General features: G+C 41.7%; 23 protein-coding genes. All 23 read right to left on the reverse strand.

Annotated elements, in window-relative coordinates; genetic code table 11:
* Positions 1-8 precede the first annotated feature (8 nt).
* Positions 9-911 (reverse strand): tyrosine recombinase XerC, encoded by a 903-nt coding sequence (gene xerC, locus ACFX4L_RS05320; RefSeq protein WP_284471289.1) that lies wholly within the window; start codon positions 909-911, stop codon positions 9-11.
* A gap of 59 nt (positions 912-970) precedes the next feature.
* On the reverse strand, positions 971-2,278 hold the full coding sequence (gene trmFO / locus ACFX4L_RS05325; RefSeq protein ID WP_061462399.1) for an FADH(2)-oxidizing methylenetetrahydrofolate--tRNA-(uracil(54)-C(5))-methyltransferase TrmFO: 1,308 nt from the start codon (positions 2,276-2,278) through the stop codon (positions 971-973).
* A gap of 413 nt (positions 2,279-2,691) precedes the next feature.
* Positions 2,692-4,767, reverse strand: a complete 2,076-nt coding sequence (gene topA, locus ACFX4L_RS05330; protein ID WP_061462398.1) for a type I DNA topoisomerase — start codon at positions 4,765-4,767, stop codon at positions 2,692-2,694.
* 266 nt (positions 4,768-5,033) lie between these two features.
* On the reverse strand, positions 5,034-5,900 hold the full coding sequence (gene dprA, locus ACFX4L_RS05335) for a DNA-processing protein DprA (protein ID WP_377383067.1): 867 nt from the start codon (positions 5,898-5,900) through the stop codon (positions 5,034-5,036).
* A 130-nt stretch (positions 5,901-6,030) separates the two neighbouring features.
* Complete coding sequence (gene sucD, locus ACFX4L_RS05340; protein ID WP_061462396.1) at positions 6,031-6,933, reverse strand: succinate--CoA ligase subunit alpha; 903 nt, start codon at positions 6,931-6,933, stop codon at positions 6,031-6,033.
* Between the two features lie 18 nt (positions 6,934-6,951).
* On the reverse strand, positions 6,952-8,112 hold the full coding sequence (sucC, locus tag ACFX4L_RS05345) for an ADP-forming succinate--CoA ligase subunit beta (RefSeq protein ID WP_061462395.1): 1,161 nt from the start codon (positions 8,110-8,112) through the stop codon (positions 6,952-6,954).
* Between the two features lie 494 nt (positions 8,113-8,606).
* On the reverse strand, positions 8,607-8,879 hold the full coding sequence (locus ACFX4L_RS05350; protein ID WP_318680848.1) for an EscU/YscU/HrcU family type III secretion system export apparatus switch protein: 273 nt from the start codon (positions 8,877-8,879) through the stop codon (positions 8,607-8,609).
* Positions 8,876-10,789, reverse strand: a complete 1,914-nt coding sequence (locus ACFX4L_RS05355) for a hypothetical protein (RefSeq protein ID WP_377404132.1) — start codon at positions 10,787-10,789, stop codon at positions 8,876-8,878. The genes ACFX4L_RS05350 and ACFX4L_RS05355 overlap by 4 nt, the downstream gene beginning before the upstream one ends.
* Before the next feature lie 12 nt (positions 10,790-10,801).
* Positions 10,802-11,587, reverse strand: coding sequence for a ribonuclease HII (locus ACFX4L_RS05360; RefSeq protein ID WP_377383063.1), 786 nt, complete (start codon positions 11,585-11,587; stop codon positions 10,802-10,804).
* Between the two features lie 188 nt (positions 11,588-11,775).
* Positions 11,776-12,648 (reverse strand): ribosome biogenesis GTPase YlqF, encoded by an 873-nt coding sequence (gene ylqF, locus ACFX4L_RS05365; protein ID WP_061462388.1) that lies wholly within the window; start codon positions 12,646-12,648, stop codon positions 11,776-11,778.
* Between the two features lie 17 nt (positions 12,649-12,665).
* Complete coding sequence (gene lepB, locus ACFX4L_RS05370) at positions 12,666-13,226, reverse strand: signal peptidase I (protein ID WP_284471296.1); 561 nt, start codon at positions 13,224-13,226, stop codon at positions 12,666-12,668.
* A gap of 215 nt (positions 13,227-13,441) precedes the next feature.
* Positions 13,442-13,789, reverse strand: a complete 348-nt coding sequence (rplS, locus tag ACFX4L_RS05375) for a 50S ribosomal protein L19 (protein ID WP_034313702.1) — start codon at positions 13,787-13,789, stop codon at positions 13,442-13,444.
* A gap of 130 nt (positions 13,790-13,919) precedes the next feature.
* Positions 13,920-14,654 carry a tRNA (guanosine(37)-N1)-methyltransferase TrmD gene (gene trmD, locus ACFX4L_RS05380; protein WP_061462386.1) on the reverse strand — a complete coding sequence of 245 codons (735 nt, stop codon included), beginning with the start codon at positions 14,652-14,654 and terminating at the stop codon, positions 13,920-13,922.
* The gene (gene rimM / locus ACFX4L_RS05385; protein ID WP_061462385.1) at positions 14,654-15,172 is read right to left on the reverse strand and encodes a ribosome maturation factor RimM; all 519 of its coding nucleotides are present in this window, start codon (positions 15,170-15,172) and stop codon (positions 14,654-14,656) included. Before rimM ends, trmD begins: the two co-directional genes overlap by 1 nt.
* 10 nt (positions 15,173-15,182) lie before the next feature.
* Positions 15,183-15,569, reverse strand: a complete 387-nt coding sequence (locus ACFX4L_RS05390) for a YlqD family protein (protein WP_061462384.1) — start codon at positions 15,567-15,569, stop codon at positions 15,183-15,185.
* A gap of 222 nt (positions 15,570-15,791) precedes the next feature.
* Positions 15,792-16,022, reverse strand: a complete 231-nt coding sequence (locus ACFX4L_RS05395; RefSeq protein WP_048684915.1) for a KH domain-containing protein — start codon at positions 16,020-16,022, stop codon at positions 15,792-15,794.
* Between the two features lie 13 nt (positions 16,023-16,035).
* Positions 16,036-16,308, reverse strand: coding sequence for a 30S ribosomal protein S16 (rpsP, locus tag ACFX4L_RS05400; RefSeq protein WP_034313715.1), 273 nt, complete (start codon positions 16,306-16,308; stop codon positions 16,036-16,038).
* Between the two features lie 153 nt (positions 16,309-16,461).
* On the reverse strand, positions 16,462-17,802 hold the full coding sequence (gene ffh / locus ACFX4L_RS05405; RefSeq protein WP_377404135.1) for a signal recognition particle protein: 1,341 nt from the start codon (positions 17,800-17,802) through the stop codon (positions 16,462-16,464).
* Between the two features lie 11 nt (positions 17,803-17,813).
* Positions 17,814-18,146 (reverse strand): putative DNA-binding protein, encoded by a 333-nt coding sequence (locus ACFX4L_RS05410; RefSeq protein WP_061462382.1) that lies wholly within the window; start codon positions 18,144-18,146, stop codon positions 17,814-17,816.
* 225 nt (positions 18,147-18,371) lie between these two features.
* Positions 18,372-19,388: a signal recognition particle-docking protein FtsY gene (gene ftsY, locus ACFX4L_RS05415; RefSeq protein WP_089362441.1), complete on the reverse strand. Its 1,017-nt coding sequence runs from the start codon at positions 19,386-19,388 to the stop codon at positions 18,372-18,374.
* Between the two features lie 25 nt (positions 19,389-19,413).
* Positions 19,414-22,977: a chromosome segregation protein SMC gene (smc, locus tag ACFX4L_RS05420; protein ID WP_377404138.1), complete on the reverse strand. Its 3,564-nt coding sequence runs from the start codon at positions 22,975-22,977 to the stop codon at positions 19,414-19,416.
* A 24-nt stretch (positions 22,978-23,001) separates the two neighbouring features.
* Positions 23,002-23,742: a ribonuclease III gene (rnc, locus tag ACFX4L_RS05425; RefSeq protein ID WP_284472097.1), complete on the reverse strand. Its 741-nt coding sequence runs from the start codon at positions 23,740-23,742 to the stop codon at positions 23,002-23,004.
* A 265-nt stretch (positions 23,743-24,007) separates the two neighbouring features.
* On the reverse strand, positions 24,008-24,241 hold the full coding sequence (locus tag ACFX4L_RS05430) for an acyl carrier protein (RefSeq protein ID WP_034313729.1): 234 nt from the start codon (positions 24,239-24,241) through the stop codon (positions 24,008-24,010).
* Positions 24,242-24,249: the final 8 nt, after the last annotated feature.

The following is a 24,249-nucleotide window of genomic DNA, read 5'->3' on the forward strand; positions in this document are numbered from 1 at the left end:
TTCAACATTTAAGGCCGCGGATGTGTTGCATTATAGACTTTTTTTAATTGGTCTTTTGTAACATGCGTATACACTTGCGTTGATGAAATTTTAGAATGACCAAGCAATTCCTGAACCGTGCGAATGTCCGCCCCATTATTCAATAGGTGTGTAGCAAAGGAATGCCTTAGCATATGGGGATGAAGACTTCCATCTGCGGCTGACTTTTTAATCAATTCATTCAATATATAGCGAACTCCCCTAGGTGTCAGAGGGTCTCCACGAAAATTAACAAATAAATAAACATTCGCTTTGGCGTCAGACGAAGTCATTTCCATCCTGGCTGTACGTATGTATATATCTATCGCTTCTTGAGCATATCTACCAACCGGAACGTAGCGATCTTTTTTTCCTTTTCCATGAACCAGTACTGTACCTAAGGAAAGATCGATATCCTGCAATTTAATCTCACAACATTCACTTACGCGAATGCCTGTCGCATACAGTAATTCCAGTAATGCATTGTTCCTTATTCCTATCGGTGAATCTTTATTTAAAGAAGAAAACAACTGTTTCATTTCCTTCTCATATAGAAAACGTGGCAGTCTTTGATCCTTTTTAGGTAAAGAAACAAGAGAAAAAGGATTATCCTTCACATCACCTTCACGTAATAAAAATTTATAAAAGCTCCGCAAGCAAGAAGTTTTTCTTGCTACAGTGCGCTTAGAAAGTTTTTTCTCATATAAATTCGTTAAAAACAACCGGACATCAAAATATTCAACAGACGTGATATCGATGATACCCTGTTCATTTAGGAACAGGAAAAATTCGTGAATATCACGTTTGTAATTTTCAATGGTGTAATGTGAACTGTTTTTTTCAATTTGTAAATATTCGATGAAGGATGATAATGCCTTTTTTTGATTAATCATGGAAACACCTCGCAAAGGCTAATAAATAGTATCATACTTTAAAACAGCAGGCAAATATTTTACAAATTTTTCACAAAGTTCTGAATTGTGTCCAAAGCGCGTTTAGCATGTGTTTCGTTCCGTTCTTTTTTTGATTTGATTCTCACTTCAAGGTCTGGAAGCAATCCGAAGTTGGCGTTCATCGGCTGAAAGCTCTTTCCATTTGTCGATGTTATATACCTTGCCATGCTGCCCATTGTCGTCTCAGCAGGAAAAATGGCGGGCTCCAACCCTTGGACGATCCTTGCAGCATTGATACCTGCAACCAGTCCTGATGCTGCCGATTCTACATAACCTTCGACGCCAGTCATCTGACCTGCAAAGAATAAATCGTCCCGATTTTTGAATTGGTACGTAGGCTTCAGAACATTAGGTGAGTTTATGAAAGTGTTGCGATGCATAACTCCATAACGGACAATTTCCGCATTTTCCAATCCAGGTATGAGCTGCAATACTTCTTTTTGCGGCCCCCATTTCAAATGTGTCTGAAAACCAACAATGTTGTAGAGTGTTCCTGCCGCATCATCTTGGCGCAATTGAACTACTGCAAAAGGGCGCTTTCCTGTTTTCGGATCTTCTAATCCGACAGGCTTCAATGGACCAAATAACATCGTTTTCTTCCCACGTGATGCCATTACTTCAATCGGCATGCAACCTTCAAAAAAGATTTCTTTTTCAAATTCTTTAAGTGGGACTGTCTCGGCAGCAATCAATGCTTCATAAAAGCGGTCAAACTCCTCTTCCGTCATCGGACAGTTCAAATAAGCTGCTTCCCCTTTATCGTAGCGGGATTTTAAGTATACTTTATCCATGTTGATGCTGTCTTTTTCAAGAATTGGAGCGGCAGCATCATAGAAATACAAGTATTCTTCATCCATGATTTGCTTTAAGCTGTCAGATAGTGACTGACTTGTAAGTGGTCCTGTTGCAATGACGGTAGGGCCTTCCGGAATTTCCGTCACTTCTTCATTAATGACCGTTACATTGGGATGATTTTTGACCTTTTCCGTCACAAGACCGGCAAATTCATGGCGATCGACAGCTAAAGCACCGCCAGCCGGTACAGCACAAGCATCTGCTGCGGACATGATGACCGAATCCAATATACGCATTTCTTCTTTTAAGACACCAACCGCATTTGTTAACGTATTTGCCCGAAGTGAATTGGAACAAACAAGTTCAGCGAATTTATCGGTATGATGTGCTGGCGTTTGTTTTACCGGGCGCATTTCGTATAGATCGACTTTGATTCCTCTTTTAGCTAACTGCCACGCCGCTTCACTTCCAGCAAGCCCAGCACCGATTACACTTACTTTTGTTTCTTTCATTTTTCGAACCTCCATGTATAGATATGATAAGACAGGAGCATTTATCATTAAAATTGCTTTCATAAGTGTTTCATTTTTAACGATATCTATGTATTTATACCCAAAATACCCATTCCTGCTACGAAAATTTCAAGCATATGCCACAAATCCAGCATTTCATCTGTACTAAAAGGGATAATGGACACAAAGAGGAATTATATCTTTAAAAGAATGCACTTGTCCACTGAATTTTACATCACATCACCTAAATAAAAAAGTTTCAAGCTTTATCCATTTTCTTCAAAGAAGTAAATCCACACGTTACCATGATATCATACTTCGCTGAACATAAAGAAACTCGGCAAATGCCGAGTCAATTTAATTTAGAGTTTCTCAAATGTACAAAGGGAAAGTAAACGATTTCACAGACTTTTCTATGCTTGAGGAGTTTCTTTGAAGTCACAATCCATGCACTGGACCTGGACTCCTTTTTTGAGTTTTTTCTCAACAAGTGTACCTTCACATTTTGGACAACTCCGCGGTAGCGGTTTATCCCAAGAAATGAAGTCACATCCAGGGTAGGTATCACACCCGTAAAATAAACGGCGTTTTTTACTTTTCCTTTCAATGATGTTTCCTTCCTTACATTTCGGGCATTTCACACCTATTTCTTTTACGATTGGTTTTGTGTTACGGCAATCGGGGAAATTACTGCATGCCATGAACTTACCATAACGCCCCATCTTAAAGACCATCTCATGTCCGCATTCTACACAATCTTCACCTGCAGGCTCATCTTTGATTTCAATTTTCTCCATTTCGACTTCAGCTTTAGCCAAATGAACAGCAAATTCTTTATAAAATTCATCGATGACCTTAATCCATTCGATGCTTCCTTCTTCGACGCTATCGAATTCCTGTTCCATCTTGGCAGTGAACTCTGCATCAAGAATATCCGGGAAGAATTCACGTATCAATTCAAGAACGATCTCACCAAGCTCTGTGGGGATGAACCGTTTATTATCCAAAGTAACATAACCACGTTTTTGAATCGTATCCAAGGTAGGAGCATATGTGGAAGGACGGCCTATTCCCAGTTCTTCTAGGGTTTTGACAAGACGTGCTTCTGTATATCTGGGTGGAGGCTGTGTGAAATGCTGCTTAGGCTCTACATCTTTTGAAAAGAATTGATCTCCTTTTTTCACATCAGGGAGAGCATTTTCCTTTTCTTCCACTGAGTCATCGGATCCCTCAACATATACCTTCATGAAGCCCGGAAATTTAATTTTTGAACCATTGGCCCTGAAGATGACATCTTCGTTATGCAGGTCGATGCTCATCGTATCCATGACCGCCGAAGACATTTGACTTGAAACGAATCGCTCCCAAATCAACTTATATAGACGGAATTGATCTCTGGATAAGAACTCCTTGACTACACCCGGTTCACGTAATGTGCTCGTTGGTCTTACCGCTTCATGGGCATCTTGGGCATTAGTCTGTTTTTTCTCTTTCCGCTGCTCAACCTGAACATAATCTTTACCATAACTATTTTCAATGAAGGTATGGGCTTCCTGTTTCGCAACATCGGAAATCCGGGTCGAATCGGTTCTCATATACGTGATTAACCCGACTGTCCCTTCCTTTCCAAGCTCGATTCCTTCATAAAGCTGCTGAGCAAGCATCATTGTTTTCTTTGCACGGAAATTCAATTTTCGAGCCGCTTCTTGTTGCAGGGAAGAAGTCGTAAAAGGTGCAGCTGGATTACGCCTTCTTTCCTTTTTAGCCACTGCCCCTATCGTAAATTCGCCGCCATTTAAAGAACCGAGTACTTTTTTGACGTCCTCTTCTGTATTTAATTCTTTCCGCTCACCGCCCAGGCTGAAAAAGGAACCTTCAAACTGTTCTTTTCCTTTTACAAAATCTGCCTTGATTGTCCAATACTCTTCCGGGATAAAATCTTTGATTTCTTTTTCCCGGTCAATGATCATCCGTACAGCAACCGATTGGACCCGTCCCGCACTTAAGCCTTTTTTCACTTTTTTCCACAAAAGCGGGCTGATATTGTATCCGACCAAACGATCCAAGACCCTTCTTGCCTGTTGCGCATCAACCAATTTCATATTTATTGGCCTCGGTGATTTAAATGATTCTTTGATAGCCTCTTTCGTGATTTCGTTGAATACCACGCGGCAATCAGAATTAATGTCAACATCGAGACTGTGAGCCAAATGCCAGGCAATGGCTTCCCCTTCTCTGTCGGGGTCAGCCGCGAGATAGATTTTTTTCGCTTTTTTTGCAGCAGTTTTCAATTCTTTTAAAACCGGGCCTTTGCCGCGGATAGTTATATATTTAGGTTCATATTCATGTTCAACATCGACACCCATTTGGCTTTTAGGCAAATCGCGTACATGCCCCATGGAAGCCTTTACTTTATATTTTTTTCCCAAGTAACGTTCTATTGTTTTCGCCTTTGCGGGCGATTCCACAATCACTAAGTATTCTGACATCCAATAAATCCTCCTCAAAGAGGTAATATAAATCTTCACTATTATTAATCATTCAAAAAACATTTGTCAACACCTCTTTACTTTTCAAAGCATGTCATTTTATTTATTTATAAGTATTTTGACAAGAGGTGCCATTTGCAAAACTTATAACAGTTTTACAATATTTTCAACCTTTTTGTCTAAAATTTCAACAATTCCTTTTAAAAAAACACCTTTTTTTTCTATTTTTCCGTTTAATTCTCCGTCTATCTTCTATATTATATCGTTCAAAATTCTTCCTCAATCTGCTTAGAACTCAAAACAAGTTTGGCACCATCTTGAATCAATTGATTGGTCCCTAATGATTCTGGACTCGTTACATTGCCAGGAAGCGCAAATACCTCCCTGCCATGTTCCAAAGCAGATTGTGCCGTAATAAGGGAACCGCTTTTTTCTTTGGCCTCGACCACGAATATTCCCAGTGATAATCCACTGATGATTCGATTCCTAAGCGGAAACATCCAAGGTTCCGCTCTCTTTTCCGGTGGAGTCTCAGATAAAAGTAACCCTTTATTGATGATTTCCCCTGCAAGGGAAATATTGGATTTTGGGTATATTTGCAAATGACCTCCTCCTAAAACCCCAATCGTATCTCCGCCTTCCCCCAAAGTGATTTTATGTGCCTCTGCATCGATTCCAGCAGCCACCCCACTTATGATCACGAATTTTTTCTTTACAAGTGGTAATAGAATCGTTTTTAAGGCCTCCAGTCCATACGAGGTTGGCTTACGTGTTCCAACAACACCTAGCGTGCTCCTCCTCGTTAGAAGCTTCTTATCGCCTTTTAAATAAAGAACCCATGGGGGATCGAATATTTGCTTCAGCAAAAAAGGATAATCATCATCGAAGATCGTCAAGCAATGAATTTGGCAATCTTCGTATCGTTTAAGTTTATCGATGGTATTGAGTGAATGTAAATCTTTGAGAAAGAGGGTAAGCTTATTTGAAGGGATAGGGAGGATTTTTACCCATTCCTCCTGATTCATAGTGAAAAGGGAAGATAAGGACGGGTCATTTGACATGATAATTTGGATTGTTTTCCATCCTGCTCCGCGGCAATGATGGAGGTGGATTAATTTTTCTGTTTTATTCAATTGGAAGCACCCCTAATCGGATATTTTTAAAGGTAGGTTGATTGTGATGGTCAAAGTAATCGAAATGTGTTTCCCGAGGAATTTGGAGTGAAATAAAGGCCGACCCAAAAAACAGGTCGGCCAACTTAAATCAATGCGTTTTACAAGGTTCGTAGATTTCTTTTTCCTTCAGGACGGAGATCAATGTTTCACCCATTACGGATGGAGTCTCGGCAACTTTAATTCCACATTCGTTCATAACGCGGATTTTCTCGTCAGCTGTACCTTTTCCTCCTGAAATTATGGCACCAGCATGTCCCATACGTTTACCAGCTGGAGCTGTACGGCCACCAATGAAACCTACAACTGGCTTAGTCATATTTTCTTTCACCCAGATTGCCGCTTCTTCTTCTGCCGTGCCGCCGATTTCCCCGATCATGATCACCGCATGTGTTTCCGGATCTTCATTGAATGCTTTCAGTACATCAATGAAGTCCGTTCCGTTAACGGGATCCCCACCGATACCGACAGCCGTAGATTGTCCAATGCCTGCTTGTGATAATTGGTGAACGGCTTCGTACGTTAAAGTTCCAGAACGAGAAACTACACCTACATGGCCTTTTTTGTGGATATATCCTGGCATGATACCAATCTTACATTCTTCCGGGCTAATGACACCCGGGCAGTTCGGTCCGATCAAGCGAGTCTTTTTACCTTCCATGTAACGCTTCACCTTGACCATATCCAGGACAGGAATATGTTCCGTGATACAAATAACAAGATCTAGTTCTGCGTCAACGGCTTCAAGAATCGCATCTGCAGCAAATGGAGCCGGTACGTAGATAACCGATGCATTCGCTCCGGTTTCAGTGACAGCTTCGGAAACTGTATTGAATACAGGTACCCCTTCCGCTTCTGTTCCGCCTTTGCCCGGAGTGACTCCTCCAACGATTTTCGTGCCGTATTCCAACATTTGTTTTGTATGAAATAATGCTGTTGAACCAGTGATTCCCTGAACGATCACTTTCGTATCTTTATTAATATAAACGCTCATTATGTTCCCCCCTGCCTATTATCCTACAAGTGATACTATTTTTTGTGCTCCATCTGCCATTGATTCAGCAGCCGTAATATTTAAACCTGACTCTTTAAGTATCTTTTTACCAAGGTCCACATTCGTACCTTCAAGACGAACAACAAGAGGGACATCCAGGCCAAGCTCTTTAGCAGCAGCTACTACGCCTGTCGCGATGATGTCACATTTCATGATCCCCCCGAAGATATTAACGAAGATGCCTTTAACATTTTGATCGGATAGGATGATTTTGAAAGCCTCTTTTACTTTTTCCTCAGTAGCGCCGCCACCAACGTCAAGGAAGTTAGCCGGATCTCCCATATAATGTTTAATGATGTCCATCGTTGCCATAGCAAGTCCGGCACCATTAACCATACATCCGATATTTCCGTCAAGCGATATGTAACTAAGGCCATGTTTTGATGCTTCAATCTCTTTCGCATCCTCTTCATCCAAATCACGGTACTCCGCGATGTCTTTATGGCGGTAAATCGCATTATCATCGAAATTCAATTTAGCATCCAGTGCCATTACATTGCCATCGCCCGTTACCACTAATGGGTTGATTTCAGCGATTGAGCAATCTTTTTCAACGAAAGCTGTATATAAGTTAACCATCAGTTTGGAAGCTTTATTTATAAGTGAAGCCGGAATATTGATATTGAATGCAATCCTACGTGCCTGGAAGCCAGTCAGGCCGACAACCGGATCGATTACTTCTTTGAAAATTTTCTCTGGTGTCTTTTCAGCCACTTCCTCAATTTCCGTTCCGCCTTCTTCAGAAGCCATCAATACGACACTGTTCGTAGCACGGTCAAGGACCAGCCCGATATAATATTCCTTCGTAATGTCGCAGCCTTCTTCAATAAGTAAACGCTTAACTTCCTTGCCTGCCGGTCCTGTTTGATGGGTCACCAGCGTCTTACCAAGAATCTCTTCTGCATATGTACGTGCTTCATCAAGATTTTTCGCTACCTTAACTCCGCCGGCTTTCCCGCGGCCGCCCGCATGAATTTGAGCTTTGACGACAACAACTTCCGTACCTAATTCCTTCGCTGCTTCCACTGCTTCATCTACAGTAAAGGCAACCCGGCCATTTGGAACGGATACCCCGTATTGTCGCAATATCTCTTTTCCCTGATACTCATGGATATTCATTTCCCATCCTCCTTATCTACTAAAAACCAACTTTTAAATTTAATGCCTGTTTTCTCTACCATATTACAACAAAATTCTCCTTGGTGCATAATATTCTTTCACATAATTTTGTGAATATTATCATAATATACTTTTTTTACTCTTGTATTAAATGGAAAAAAACTGCTTGGCCGTTGTGTTTCTTTCAAGTGAAAATCCATTATTTTTTTTCTATTATTCTATTCTTTTAAAAAGCCTTTTCTCTTATAAGTCCAGTGAAAACACACCCTGCTACACCCTTTTCCACCATATTAATCCAGAAAACACCTCAGGGAAATTACGTTTATCCTTGTTTTGACTCAAAGGAAAAGCAAAAGGACAAAGCCATGGCTTTGTCCTTTTGCTGATAGTTTAGTATGTTTTTAATATAATGAAAATTTATTAACGATTTCCCTAATTTTCTACAAAAACCAACAAGAATCCATTTTGGTGAAATCACTTGCATAATCAGGCCCCTACCGATTCATGTCCTTGTCGACTTTATAAATGAATGCAAATACCTCCGCAACAGCTCCGTACAATTCTTCCGGTATCGTTTGATTTATATCCAATTGACTTAAAAGTGCAGCAAGCGACTCATCCTTTTGGACCGGTATATCCAGCTTCATAGCCCTTTCCAGGATATTTTCAGCCGTTTTACCTTTCCCCTTCGCCAATATGACGGGAGCTTTGGATGTCTTTTGATCATACTTTAAGGCAATCGCTTCTTTTCGCCTATCATTTTTCATATTCGAATATCCACTCCACTATATGAACCAGATTCTGAAAAAGGAACGGATTTCAACCCGTGGCCCCTCTCTTTTCCGCTTCCCATGTTTACAAATGAAACACCTGACAATCTGTAATCCATTTTTTCCAGATTCTCTCTCATGAGTTCAAGATATTGATTTGCTGTCTCTTCAAGGACTGCTCCATGCCTATTAATGACCGTCACCTTTATGATTCGATTTTGTACCTGCATATCGATGATAATCTCTTTAAGGCGTTCTAATTCTAAATAAAATAGGACGCGGCAGTATTCCGGGTCTATCTTGCCATCTTTTGTTTTCCTTCCGCTCCATTGTAACGTTAGGTCCGTTTGTGTAGAGCCCAGATTGATTGGAAGTGTAAGGAGCAAATTCTGAATCGGCCCATTTTCTTGTGCAAGGATCTGTTGGGCAGTGACCCGATTTAGGATTTGTTCTGCGATCTCCTTAATGGCTGCCGGAGTTTGCTCATTCAGCAATTTAAGCAGCAGCGGTTTAAGTGTATCCAAATCCTTCGAGAACTCCATTTCATCTCTAGTAAGATTAACAAGTGCATGTTCCAGCTGAAGACCAAGGATCTTCGTCCACTCTTTTAGTTGGTGTGCAACAGATGGACCATTAGTAAAATCGATTGTTTGAAACTCAGCTTCAAATACCTGGGCAAGGACCAGCCTCTCATTATTCCTAACGAACTGGGCCTCAGACAGCTGTTTAAGTGACTGAAACAGTAGTTTGGCCGCCTTACCCTTCGACTCAACTACCTGCTCTCTATCCATATTCAAATAGCCTAAAAGGTCATTCACTTCTACATTTCCGCCTAATGCTTTTTTTCCAGCTGTTGCTTCTGCAAAAGCACTCTCAAGCAAATGAAAGGCAAGAGGGGAAAGTTTTTCTGCAGAAATTTTTTTCTGAAACGATTGGATATCAGTTGGCATTTTTGTCGCTTTATGATCAACGCCGTTCAATATCCGATTTATATTAATTTCGATTTCGTCAACTTTTCCAAATGCTCCGCTTTTTGCCTTGGAAAGTACATGCAATCCTTGGTGTAATTTTTCAATCGCTGAGTTCTTAGGAATTCCGGACCTCGCCTCAGCTCCATCAATTAACTTCGCCAGAAAGACAGATTCTGTAATTCCCTTTGGGACAAAACCTGTCTTTTTAAGCAGGGAAAATGCGCCGGATTTCATTTCAGGTGTTGAATCCGAATCCAGCCAAATGGTCACTAGTTTTTGCAAACCGAATTGTTGAAGCTGGCTCTGTTTAGCCACATGCAAGGAGTCCAATACCTCCATAAGCTTGAAAGCCGTCCTCGTTACAACTCCCCCATCCTGCAGTTGCTGCTTGAGGCCGCTGAGCAATTTGTGAAAAGGTTCGCCTTTGGCATGTGAAAATAATGCATCATATACATCTTTTACAAACGGCAATTGCTGAATGAACATTGTTTTTATCAGAGGCAGACCAACTTCTGCATCAGCAGTTTTCAGCCATTGCAAAGCGGACTGAAAAGTTTCCTTGGTTATCGGGAGACGGTTTTTCAGGAGATATTCGGCAAGCTTTGCCGCCGCAGGTTCGGGCGTTATGCCGAGATGAGCGATCAATTGTGCAGCTGTGCCATCTAAGCTGGAACAGTTCAAATTCGGGGAATCTAAAGCTTTTAACACGACCTTCCCCTCATTTGGTGGCTGAATTTGAAACCAATACCTTTCTCCTGCCCGAAGCGGGATATCGAGAGCGGCAATCATTTTTTGATGGCCAATCTGTACCTCGGCCGTTTGGTTAGGAAAAACCTTATTCACTTTCCCGAAAAGGATTTGACCGTTTTTCAAACTCGCAGTTCCTTGTATTTCAATTGGTGAAGATACGGGTTGACCGCTTGTTGTCGATTGCATCACTCATCCTCCCTAGTCCTTCGTACGTGCAGCGATTTCCTTAACTGGTGCAAAACTTCTTCTATGCCAAGGTGTAAGCCCGTGCTTATCGAGCGCTTCTAAATGTTGACTTGTCCCATATCCCATGTGCTTTCCGAAACCATATTCCGGATATTCTTCACCATATTCCTTCATCATCCTGTCACGAGTCACTTTCGCTATAATGGAGGCCGCAGAGATGGTAATGCTTCTTGCATCCCCCTTTATGAGTGAAAGCTGCGGAATCGGCACATCCAGTTCCATCGCATCAATCAACAAATGATCAGGAAGTTCTGACAGATCGTTCACTGCGGCCACCATTGCCTTTTTCGTAGCTTGATATATATTGATTTCATCAATTACTTCGCTATGTACAACACCCACACCTATGGAAAGTGCTTCCTTAAAAATCATCTCATAAAACAGTTCCCTTTTTGACTCTGGAATCTTTTTAGAATCATTCAGTCCTGGCAAATAAAAAGATTCCGGCAAGATGACAGCACTTGTCACAACTGGTCCTGCCAACGGTCCTCTTCCTACTTCATCGATACCTGCAAGAATGGAAAACCCTTGTTTGCGCAATTGCCGTTCAAACTCCGTCATTTCCGTGAAAGCATCCTTTACCTGTAGCTCTTTTTCATAGGCTCTTTGCCATTTGCTCACTAAGTCAGTTACTCCCTTTCGGCTGTCTTCCCGGCATTCTTGTAAAAATAAATCTTCTGGCTCTCTTATAGTCTTTAACTTTGAGGAGATTTCCTTAATGCTCATTGCAGTTTTCATCATTTATCACCCATCATATTAATTATCGGCAGTCTTGCTCCTTTTCTACAGTTCAAACAAAAATACGGAGCGGAAAAGAGACATCAAAAGTTAAAAACCTTTTCGACATCCAACTCCAGCTCCGTATCAACCCTTTTCACTGACCTTCTTCAAAAATCAGGTCAGTGTCTTGCAATCTCTACTTAATGTTATTCGGGGATATTATCCTCTTCATAATCCTTAGGGACCTCAAACGTAAGAGGGCCCATCTTTTCTGAACGGATTTCACGTACGACCAACTCTGCGGTTTTGTCATAATCAATGAAGCCACCAGAAGCTAAACAGCCCCTGAACTTTCCGACGGCATCGAATAGTTCAAGCGTTTCCTGAGGAATTGCACTCAGGTTATAACGGGATTTCAATCTATCCGGATATTCCTTTTCCAAAAAGCGCAGACCGTATAAAGAGACCTCGTGCAAGTTTAAGATCGTATCCTTGATCGCTCCCGTCAATGCAAGCTTCAAGCCCACTTCCTGATCCTCGAATTTAGGCCAGAGGATCCCCGGCGTGTCCAACAGTTCCAATTCCTTACCAACTTTTATCCATTGCTGCGCCTTCGTGACACCAGGTGTATTCCCTGTTTTGGCAATGTTCTTTTTGGCAAGTCGATTGATTAAAGTTGATTTCCCTACATTCGGAATCCCGACTATCATGGCGCGGATGGCTCTTGGCTTTATTCCTCTTGATTCCATCCTGTCATACTTATCTTTTAAAAGTTTTTTAGAAGCAGCTGTAATCTGGTTTAAACCGTTTCCTGCCTGCGAGTTAATGGCAATCGCCGTTTTCCCCTGTGATTTATAATATTCAAGCCACATATTCGTTTTCACCGGATCGGCCATATCAGCTTTATTCAAAAGGATAACCCTCGGTTTATGCTGTATGATTTCATCGATCATCGGATTTCGTGAAGATGCCGGAATCCGGGCATCCACAAGTTCAAAGATGATGTCGATCAGTTTTAATTTCTCTGTTACTTCCCGTCTTGCTTTGGCCATATGGCCAGGGAACCACTGTATTGTCAATGGAATCCACCTTCCTACTATTCCGCCAATCGAAAGTCTTCAATCGGCCAATAAACTAATTTAGTTTTTCCTAACACTTTATCGTAAGGAACGACGCCAACGCTAATATAGCGGCTATCCTTACTAACACGACGATTATCCCCTAAGACAAATAGATGGTCTTCAGGCACCGTTCCTTGTTCTATGACATCACTTAATGTAAAAGGTTCCGTCAAAGCCCCGCCATCTATCAATTGTTTTTTATATTCATCCAAGTATGGCTCATCATAAGCTTTTCCATTCACGTACAGAGTATCATCTTTATATTCCACTTTTTCCCCTGGCAATCCGATGACCCGCTTTATGTAATCTTTGCCTTCTGGAGCTTCAAAAACGATAATGTCGAATCTTTTCGGTTCACCAATCGAATAGGAGATTTTATTAACGAGCATGCGGTCCGTATTCTTTAATGTCGGCATCATGGAATTACCGTCCACAACAATTGGAGCCAGGAGGAAATAACGAATCAGTGTCGCAGCTATAACCGCGATTATGACCGCCTTTGTCCATTCCCACAATTCATTTTTCTTTTTCGCCATCCTTACCCACCCTTTTAGAAAGCATATCAACAATTATTTTAACATGTTGCGGACGCTATAGCGAGCGGGATTCTATATAGTTTTCACCGTATATGTGCATTAATGGTTTCTTGCAGTGCAAAAAGGGAGCCTGAAAAACAAGCTCCCTTTTTGATACTGTTTGGTTATTCACCTTATGTGGATCATGGTAAACCCGCATGAAGATATTCGAAGAATTAACGACGAATTTCTTTAATACGTGCTTTTTTACCACGAAGTTCGCGTAGGTAATAAAGTTTCGCACGACGTACTTTACCGTGACGGATAACTTCTAGTTTCGCAATTTTTGGTGTGTGAACAGGGAAAGCACGTTCTACTCCAACGCCGTAAGAGATCTTACGCACTGTGAAAGTTTCACTAACTCCGCCGCCACGACGTTTGATTACAACGCCTTCAAACAACTGGATACGTTCGCGAGTTCCTTCAATAACCTTTACGTGTACACGTACTGTGTCACCAGGTCTGAATGATGGAAGATCTGAGCGAAGTTGTTCTTTTGTGATTTCGTTAATAAGATTTTGCATCGATTTCAACTCCTCCTGGACGCTCTTGCAAATACTTATTGTTTGCAGCGGAACATCGTTATAAGACTGAGCATTTTGCCCAAGTCACAAGGTATATCCTATCATACTATAAACGTCGATGCAATAGGCATCAGTCTTCTTTTTTAATCTCGGACAATAATTTTTTTTCAAGTTCCGATAGTTCATAACTATCGAGCAAATCAGGACGCCGCATCCACGTTCTGCGCAGAGATTCCTTCATCCGCCATTCATCGATTTTTTTATGATTTCCGGATATTAGCGGATCGGGAACTTTCATCCCCCGAAAATCTGCAGGTCTAGTATAATGGGGATGCTCTAACAAACCAGAAGAATAGGAATCAAGAATCGGGGAGTCAACATTTCCTAGAACGCCGGGAAGCAAGCGAACTACGCTGTCAATAATGACCATTGCGCCCAATTCCCCGCCTGTAAGAACAAAGTCACCAATCGATATTTCATCCGTGACGACATGCTCCCGGATGCGCTCATCGTATCCTTCATAATGTCCGCATATGAAAATGAGATGTTCTTCATTTGCATACTCTTCAGCTTTTTTCTGCGTGTAACGCTCTCCCTGAGGACAAAGCAGGACTACCCTTGGGGTTAGCTCAGCTTGGCCTTTTAGAGCTTCTACAGCATCAAAAATCGGTTGTGCCTTCAATACCATTCCGGCACCTCCGCCATACGGATAATCGTCTACCGTCGAGTGCTTATTATCTGCATAGTCTCGAAAATTGGTCACCTTATAGCTGACAGCCTGCTTTTCCGCAGCCTTTTTTAAGATGGACGAGCCAAATACCCCTTCGAACATTTCTGGAAAAAGCGAAAGCACATCGATTTTCATCAGTCTAAAAGTCCTTCCATCGGTGTAATGATGACCTTTTTAGCGGAAATATCTACTTCTTTTACAATTTGTTCAATATACGGGATCAGAATATCCTTACTGCCAGCTTTCTTAATGACCCAAACATCATTGGCACCAGGCGTAAGAACCTCAATGATTTCCCCAACTTCCAAACCTTCATCCGTAAATACAGAACAGCCGATGATTTCATGGAAGTAGAACTCACCTTCGTCCAATTTACCAAGCTGTGCTTCCTTCACTTTTAGTACCCCGTTTCTAAAAGCCTCGACCTGTCCGACGTTATAATAGTTCTCGAACGTCAATAGGTTAAAGTTTTTATGGGTACGGTGTGACCTGATGATAAGCGGCAAAGGCTTTTTATCAGTGTCCCTAAACAAATGCAGTGTATTTCCCACTTTGAATCGTTTTTCCGGAAAGTCTGTTGAAGAAATGACACGCACTTCTCCTAAAAGACCATGTGTGTTGACAATTTTACCTACATTAAACCATTTTTCCATTCTTTCACCTCTAACGAATTTCCGAGACGATTCCATCTTTAATGACAATAGTCTTCGTTGCCATAATATCGTCCCAATCTGCCCCAATTTCCACATCAATGATACTTTGAACTTCCCGTTCCTTCAATTCGCTTCCGGTGGGAAGGATCTCCAACTGCTCCATTTGAAATTCAAGCAGTTTAATTTTTTCTTGCCTCTGGTTTATTTCTTTTTCGAAATGAGCACGGAGACTAGCAGGCTGGAGATTTCTTGTTTTTTCAAGCTTTTTCAGTTCAAAGCGAAGCTGTTCACTCTCTTTTTGAAGCTGAAGGCGTTTTGACTTGTACTTCTCGAGGAGCTGATTCTTGCTGGATTCCGTTAATACTTGGTTAACGATTACATTTTGGAGAATTTTCATTCCAGCACCTCCTATTATCTATGATTTCTTATTTCCTTCAAAAAATATGTATGATAGGGTAATCTTTTTGAAAAGGGGGTCATTCTCTTAAGTATAACGTAAATCGATAAAAGATGCGTCTTAAAAAGGCGTAAAGTTTAAACTCCGGTTCAGATCCAAATAGGATCAAAGTCGGAATTTCACTTTCTTGAAGTACAAAAAAAGGAGGGGTATTAGCCCTCCTTATTCGGAAATCTCCAAATAGATTTTCTTCTGCTGTGAAGATCCTGCTGCATATACCACAGTCCGAATCGCCTTAGCAACACGCCCTTGTTTACCGATGACCTTGCCCATGTCCTCTTTATGAACGGAGAGGATATAAACAATCCGGTCGGACTCTTCCTTGGAGGTCACGATGACCTCCTCCGGATAATCCACAAGTGCTGAAACAATCGTTTCAATTAGTGCTTTCATCAACTACCGTCGATTACTTGCTGTTTTTTGCAACATGGAATTTTTCCATGATGCCTTGTGTTGAGAATAAGTTACGAACTGTATCAGATGGTTTAGCTCCATCTTGTAACCATTTAAGAGCAAGCTCTTCGTTGATTTCAACTTTAGCTGGTTGAGTCACCGGGTTATAAGTTCCTACCACTTCAATGTAACGTCCGTCACGTGGTGAACGAGAATCTGCAACTACAATACGATAGAAAGGAGATTTTTTAGCTCCCATACGTTTTAAGCGAATTTTTACTGCCATTTTAAATAAGCACCTCCGAATAGTTTCACACAAGATAGTATAATATCAAATGTCTTGTATGTTTGTAAAGGTTTTTTTCTTAACAGGTGAAAAAAGTGTTGAAACACATGGCTTTAACCCGTATTTCTCCTTAGTTTCAACCTAAAATAAACCTTACATGAACGGGAATTTGAATCCCTTTTTCTTCCCTTTTTGCATGTTCGTAACCTGTTTCATCATCTTTTTCATTTCTTCGAATTGCTTCAATAGGCGGTTCACTTCTTGAATCGATCTGCCGCTTCCTTTGGCAATCCGTTTCTTACGGGATGCATTCATGGTTTCTGGATGTTCCTTTTCCTGCGTCGTCATTGAACGGATGATAGCTTCGACATGACCGATCTGTTTCTCATCGATCTGAAGGTTATCCATCCCTTTCATTTTGTTCGCACCAGGAATCATTTTCAGAATATCATCAAGCGGACCCATATTCCGCACCTGACCAAGCTGATCAAGGAAATCATCAAAGGTAAAAGTGGCTGTACGCATCTTTTTCTCTAATTCTTTCGCTTTTTCTTCATCTACATTGGCCTGTGCTTTTTCGATAAGGGTCAATACATCACCTATGCCGAGGATCCTTGACGCCATCCGTTCTGGATGGAATGCTTCAAGTGCATCCAATTTTTCTCCCATACCGACGAATTTTATCGGCGTGTTGGTGACTGAACGAATCGAAAGTGCCGCACCACCACGTGTATCCCCATCAAGTTTCGTAAGTACGACTCCAGTCAGGCCTAACTGTTCATTAAAGCTTTGGGCCACATTGACCGCATCCTGACCTGTCATCGCATCGACAACCAGGAAGATTTCATCGGGTTTTGTCAATTCTTTGATATCCTTCAGTTCACCCATCAAGTTTTCATCAACATGAAGGCGGCCTGCGGTATCAATCAACACATAATCATGATGTTCTTCCTTAGCCTTTTCAATCGCCTGTTTGGCAATTTCAACAGGGCTGACCTGGTCCCCAAGGGAGAAAACAGGCATGCTTAATTGTTTGCCAAGTGTTTCAAGCTGCTTAATCGCCGCCGGACGGTAAATATCAGCCGCAACGAGCAATGGCTTGCGGTTGTATTTTTTTCTAAGAAGATTGGCAAGCTTTCCGGTGGTCGTCGTTTTACCAGCACCTTGAAGCCCTACCATCATAATGACGGTCGGTGGTTTCGAGGCAACGGCAATCTTGCTTTGTTCGCCGCCCATCAGCTCCGTCAATTCTTCCTTAACTACTTTAATTACCTGTTGACCGGGGGTTAAGCTTTTCAGCACTTCCTGACCTACCGAACGTTCACTAACACGTTTTACAAAATCCTTCACGACTTTAAAGTTAACATCCGCTTCAAGCAGGGCCAATCGAACTTCACGCATCATTTCTTTAACGTCCGCTTCGTTGACCTTACCTTTTCCACGGATCTTTTGCATCGTGCTCTGCAGTCGGTCGGCCAATCCTTCAAATGCCATATTGCCGCCTCCTAATCCAACTTCTCAAGCGTTGTGATTGCGTCTAGCAGCTTCTCTTTTGAAAAGGAATCCTTTTCTATGAGTCCCTTCATATTCGCAATCCACTGGTTACGCTCTTGAAATTTTTGAAATAACAATAGCTTCGCTTCATATTCCTCAAGCATCGCTTCTGTTCTTTTTATATTATCATAGACTGCCTGCCTACTTACTTCGTATTCATCGGCAATCTCGCCAAGAGAGTAATCATCCAGATAGTAGAGGGACATGTAGCTCTGCTGCTTCTCTGTTAACAACGATTGGTAAAAGTCATACAAATAATTAATCCGCGTTGTCTTTTCAAGCATCTTAGCAAGCCTCCCTGCTGTTAAGTGAAAACCCTTTACAAGTTTATATTGTAAAGCCTTGTTTATTTGATGTCAAGTCAAACTCCTTACCACTTGTTTGCAAAGCATTATTTTTTTCGTTTTCTTGCTTCTAGAAGTTCACAGTGAACCCTGTAACAATGTTGGTGCCTCATTAAAAAATGGCAAAAATCCGGAAGAGAAAAATCTCTTCCGGACATTTTTTGCTTAAACCTCTTCTTTATCGATGATATCAGCAAACAGGCCATAAACATATTTCTCTGCATCGAATTCCTGCAGATCGTCCATTTTTTCACCAAGCCCGACAAATTTAACGGGAATGGCCAGTTCATTGCGAATTGCCAAAACAATTCCACCTTTTGCCGTGCCATCAAGCTTTGTTAAAACAATACCGGAAACATTGGTCGCTTCCTTGAATGTCTTGGCCTGAATAAGTGCATTTTGTCCAGTTGTTGCATCAAGGGCAAGCAACACTTCATGTGGTGCACCAGGTATTTCACGTTCAATTACACGTTTCACCTTTTCCAATTCCTTCATTAAATTCACTTTATTTTGTAAACGTCCAGCTGTATCACAAATCAGAATATCCGCTTTACGAGCCTTGGCGGCCTGAATGGCATCGAACATGACCGCAGCAGGGTCAGAGCCTTCTCCTTGCTTGATTACACTGACACCAACACGTTCTCCCCATACCTCGAGCTGTTCAATTGCACCTGCACGGAACGTATCCCCGGCTGCCAATACGACAGACTTGCCTTCTGCCTTGAATTTATGAGCAAGTTTACCGATTGTCGTCGTTTTACCTACCCCATTAACCCCTACGAACAAAATGACCGTCAAACCTTCTTCTTGTATATTCAGGCTCGGAGTCCCTTCTTCATCACCTTGGTAGATTTCGACAAGCTTTTCGGAAATGACGGATTGCACTTCCCTTGTATCAGAGATATTGCGAAGCTTGACTTCCATTTTTAATTGATCAATTAGTTCCATCACAGTATCAAAGCCTACATCAGCCTGTATCAGGATTTCTTCAAGTTCTTCAAAAAAGTCCTCATCCACTTTCCGATAACGGGCAACAAGTTCATTAACCCTTCCAGTAAAGGAATTCCTTGTCTTTGTCAAACCTTGCTTGAATTTTTCCCCTATGGATACTTCTGCTTCAACTTCTTTTTCTTTATCTTCCTGGTTCGTAAATTTCTCTTTTAGCTTTTTGAAAAAACTCATTGTCCCACTTCCTCTAATAATGAATTTAAACTTCAATAAAGTTTTCTGATTCTTCCATCCGGACGGAAACAAGTTTGGAAACGCCTGACTCCTGCATCGTAATGCCATATAGTACATCAGCCTCTTCCATCGTGCCTTTACGGTGAGTAATCACGATAAACTGCGTTTCCCTGCTGAACTTCCTTAAAAATTGGCTGAACCGGACGACATTCGCCTCATCAAGGGCTGCCTCGACTTCATCAAGAATACAGAAAGGCACCGGCCGCACTTTCAGAATGGAGAATAAAAGGGCTATGGCTGTCAGTGCCCGTTCTCCTCCGGATAAGAGGCTCAAATTTTGCAGTTTTTTCCCAGGCGGCTGTGCAATGATATCTACCCCTGTATTTAGTAAATCATCCGGATTCGTCAGTTTAAGCTCAGCTCTTCCTCCGCCAAATAATGCTTTGAAGACTTGTTCGAATTCTTCACGGATCGAATAAAAGGTATCTGCAAAGCGCCGCTTCATTTCATCATCCATTTCATCGATGACTTGGAATAATGTTTCTTTCGCCTGTTGAAGGTCTTCCTTTTGACTAAGGAGGAATTCATAGCGTTCAGCTACACGTGCATATTCATCAATCGCACCTAAATTTACCGTCCCTAATTCCTCTATTGCAAGCTTGATGAGCTTCACTTTTTTTTGGGCTTCTTCTGCAGGCATCATCAATGGATACTGTTCTTTTGCACCTTCAAAGGAAAGCGTATATTCTTCTCTCAAGTGGTCGAGACGATTTTCCAATTCCACATCCAGACGGGTTAATTTTACTTCTTCGTCCTTCATCACTTCAACAATGCCTCTATAAAGTCGGTTTTCTTCTTTCAAGGCCAGTTCAAGTGTTTCAACTTGTGTTAGAAGCTCGTTTTTTTCCTGTTTTTTTATAGTGATTCCTTCAATTGCCCCATTTTTATCGAGCAATTTCTGCTGTGCCATATCTTCCAGGGATTCTTCCCCGCTTGAACTGTCTGTCATTTCATTGGTCAGGAGCCCCAAATCATCTTTGTTTTCGTCAAGCCTGCTTGTTTCCTTTGAAAGATCCGAATCAATGCGTTCCATCTTCTCTTTTTGGTTTTGTAGCTGCCCACGCTTAGAGGCCAGTGTTACCCTCAGTTCATTCGTTTCTTCGGCAAGGTTCTCTTTTGAGGATTGTTGGGATTGCTTTTGTTCCGTCATGTCGGAAATCAGCCGGTCAAGCCCTTCAATTTCCATTTTACATGATTCCAAAAGCTCTTCCAGCTCTTCAAGTCTTGCCGTTTTTTGCTGTTGTTCTTCTAAATATGAATTTTTATCCAAATCATAAAGATGCAGCCGTTCATTCACATTTCTTTCCTGTAGCTCCACTTCACGAAGTTCGCCCTTCAGGGTTTGTTCTTGCAATCGAAGGCTCTCCCCTGTTTTTCTGGTTTGTTCAAGCGTTTGCTCTTGAACACCCACATCCACTTTGAGCTGTTTGACCTGCTTTTCTAGCTGATTCGTTTTCGCTTCCATGGCGGCTAGTTTTTGATGGAGCTCTTCCAATTCCGTTTTCCTTGAAAGCAGGGAGGTCGTTTTTTGCTTCAACGCGCCACCAGTCATTGAACCACCTGGATTGACGATATCACCTTCTAAGGTTACGAAGCGGAAACGGTGCTGCATCATTTTCGCCAAGTCATTTGCACCCTTTAGATCTGTCGTGATTATGACAGTCCCTAACAGGTTTTCCGCAATTGCTGCATGCCTGTCATCATATTGGATCAATGAGGAGCCCGTCCCCACAAAAGCTGAGTGGCTCTTTAGCATCGATAATTGGCTTACTGAAATCTCTCTTGCCTTAATGACTGATAAAGGCAAGAACGTCGCACGTCCATACTTATGTTTCTTCAAGAAGGAAATGGCTTCTCTTGCATGCTCTTCGCGTTCAACGACCACATGCTGCATCGCTCCGCCCAGAGCCGTTTCGATGGCCGTTTCATATTCCTTTGGAACCTTTATCAATTCCGCAACTGCCCCTTCTATGCCTCGAAGGGTTTCTTTCGCTTTTAAAACTTCTTTAACTCCCTGAAAAAAGCCTGCATAATCCTCTTCCATTTCTTCAAGAAGTTCCTTACGTGATTTTGCCTGTTGAAGGAATTGATAGGCCTTATAAAGAGTGGTTTCTTGTTTTTGATACGTATCCTTTGCCGCATTCAATTTGTTCTGCTGATTCCGGAAATAAGAGACATGCTCTTCAAGCTGCTTGGTCACATTTTCCATTAGCTTTGAATATTCCAATTTTTTAGCAGTGATACCCATTCGCTCGGTTAAGAACTTTTCATTTTCCATATCAAGTTTAGCATTTTTATGTTCCTGCTGTGTTAGCTGCTGAAGCAGGTACTGTTTTTCATTTTTAGCCGATGCCTGCTTGTTCAACCACTCAATATAGTCACTCTTTTTCACTTCAATCATCGCTTCGATATCACTATTGAATAGGCCTAAGCTTTTTTGTTTTTCATTTAAGGTTTCCTGTATCCCTTTCACTTCCGAGTTCAGGGCATTCAGGAGTTCCGTTTCTCGTTCCTTTTGCAGGGACAAGCGCTCGACAGCAGCCTCACCTTCCACAATCGCTTTTTCAAGCTGTGACTTGTTTTGGGCGGCATTTTTTTTCCGTTCTTTCAAAACTTCTTTACGGCCTTCAAGCTTTTCAAGTTCTTCACTGGCATTCAGGAGAATTTCCTGAAGTTCATTGATCGATGCCTCAAGAGTCGCAAGACTATCCCGAAGCTTTTTGAGATGCGCTTCCCTGTCATGAAGCTGCCCTGCCATTTGCTGTTCCATTTCATTATGTTTTTCGAGTTCCTGGGATAGATTTTCCCATTTTTCATAAAGTTCTTCTATTTCAAAAACGGTTAAAGCTACTTCTATTTGCTCAAGCTCTTCTTTCTTCTCCAAAAATTCCTTGGCGAGGGAAGATTGAATTTTCAGCGGTTCCACTTGCCCCTCCAATTCATGGAGGATATCATGGACACGGTTTAAGTTATCCTGTGTTTCCGTCAGCTTCGATTCCGCTTTTCGTTTTCTTGTTTTATATTTCAGGACACCTGCTGCCTCTTCAAAGATCACTCGTCTTTCTTCTGCCTTACTGCTTAGGATTTCTTCCACTTTCCCTTGGCTGATTATGGAAAATGCTTCACGCCCAAGACCAGAATCCATGAAAAGATCTATGATGTCCTTCAGTCGGCAACCTTGATTATTAATGAAAAATTCACTTTCTCCCGATCGGTATACCCGTCTAGTCACACTGACTTCATGAAAATCAATCGGCAGGGAATTCGTCTCGTTATCAAGGGTCAATGAAACTTCTGCAAAATTCAACGCTTTCCTCGTGTCACTTCCCGAAAAGATGATATCTTCCATTTTTGCTCCACGCAGCGATTTCGCAGACTGCTCTCCAAGTACCCATCGGACTGCATCGGTCACATTACTTTTGCCGCTTCCGTTTGGTCCAACCACTGCCGTGACTCCAGGTACAAAATCAATCGAAATTTTCTCTGCGAAAGATTTAAATCCTACAACGTCCAAGCGTTTGAGGAACATGACCTTTCCTCCTCTACTGTTCAACTATCTTGTTGATTTTTTTTCTTTTAAAACGATCAATGCATGCTCGGCAGCATGCTGCTCCGCTTCTTTTTTTGACTTTCCTATACCAGAGCCCAGTTCTTCTCCATTCAGAGAAACGGTCGAAACAAACTCCCGGTTATGGGCTGGTCCTTTTTCCTGCAAGATTTTATATTGCAGGACACCGATACCATCACGCTGAATCAGCTCTTGAAGCTGGCTCTTATAATCCATCACATGAGAAAAAGCACCCTCGTCTATCTTCGGAAATACAACATGCTTCAAAAACTGCACAACTGGCTCTAATCCTTGGTCAAGGTACAAAGCCCCAATATAGGCTTCGAATACATCCGCAAGCATGGCAGGGCGTTCTCGTCCACCTGTCATTTCTTCCCCTTTTCCGAGTAAAACATATTCCCCGAAAGAAAGGCTATTGGCAAAAGCGACAAGTGAAGGCTCGCACACTATGGCTGCCCTTAATTTGGTAAGTTCACCTTCGCTCATCATCGGATATTTTTGATATAAGTATTTAGAGATGGTCAGTTCAAGCACAGCGTCTCCCAAGAATTCAAGCCTTTCATTATCTTCATAAGGCTTACGGCGATGCTCATTCACATAAGATGAATGTGTAAAAGCTTGTTTCAATAAATTTTCATCCTGAAAATGAAAACCCAGACTTTCCTGCAACTGTTTAAATTTATTATCCTTGATTGATGGTTTACGATTATTTCCGTTCCTACGCATCACACAAAACCCTCCACAACGGTTCAAAAAGCATATTTTTCCAATATATTAAAAAGAAACCTGGCAGGAATTCCTGTCAAGCTTTCCTATGTACATCATACATTATAATCCGCTTAAAGAAAACTAACGGCAAAAGACCACCGCAATGCAGGCGGGGCTACCTGGGGCATGCTCATTCCCTTATATCTGCCGCTGCATCAAACCTTCTTTAAGAATAAGAGAAAGCCCCGTTAAAAAACGGAGCTTTTAGTCAAACGACAATACATTACATAGTGCTTTGTATGTAATTCACAGCATCACCTACTGTGGCGATTTTTTCAGCGTCATCGTCCGAAATTTCCATATCAAACTCGTCTTCGAATTCCATGACTAGTTCAACTACATCTAGGGAATCGGCACCAAGATCTTCTTTGAAAGAAGCTTCAAGTTTAACCTCTGATTCTTCTACGTTCAAACGATCTACAACGATTTTCGTTACTCTTTCTAATACATCTGCCAATGTGTTCA

The organism is Peribacillus sp. YIM B13482 (assembly GCF_042787975.1).
GTDB lineage: Bacteria > Bacillota > Bacilli > Bacillales > DSM-1321 > Peribacillus > Peribacillus simplex_A.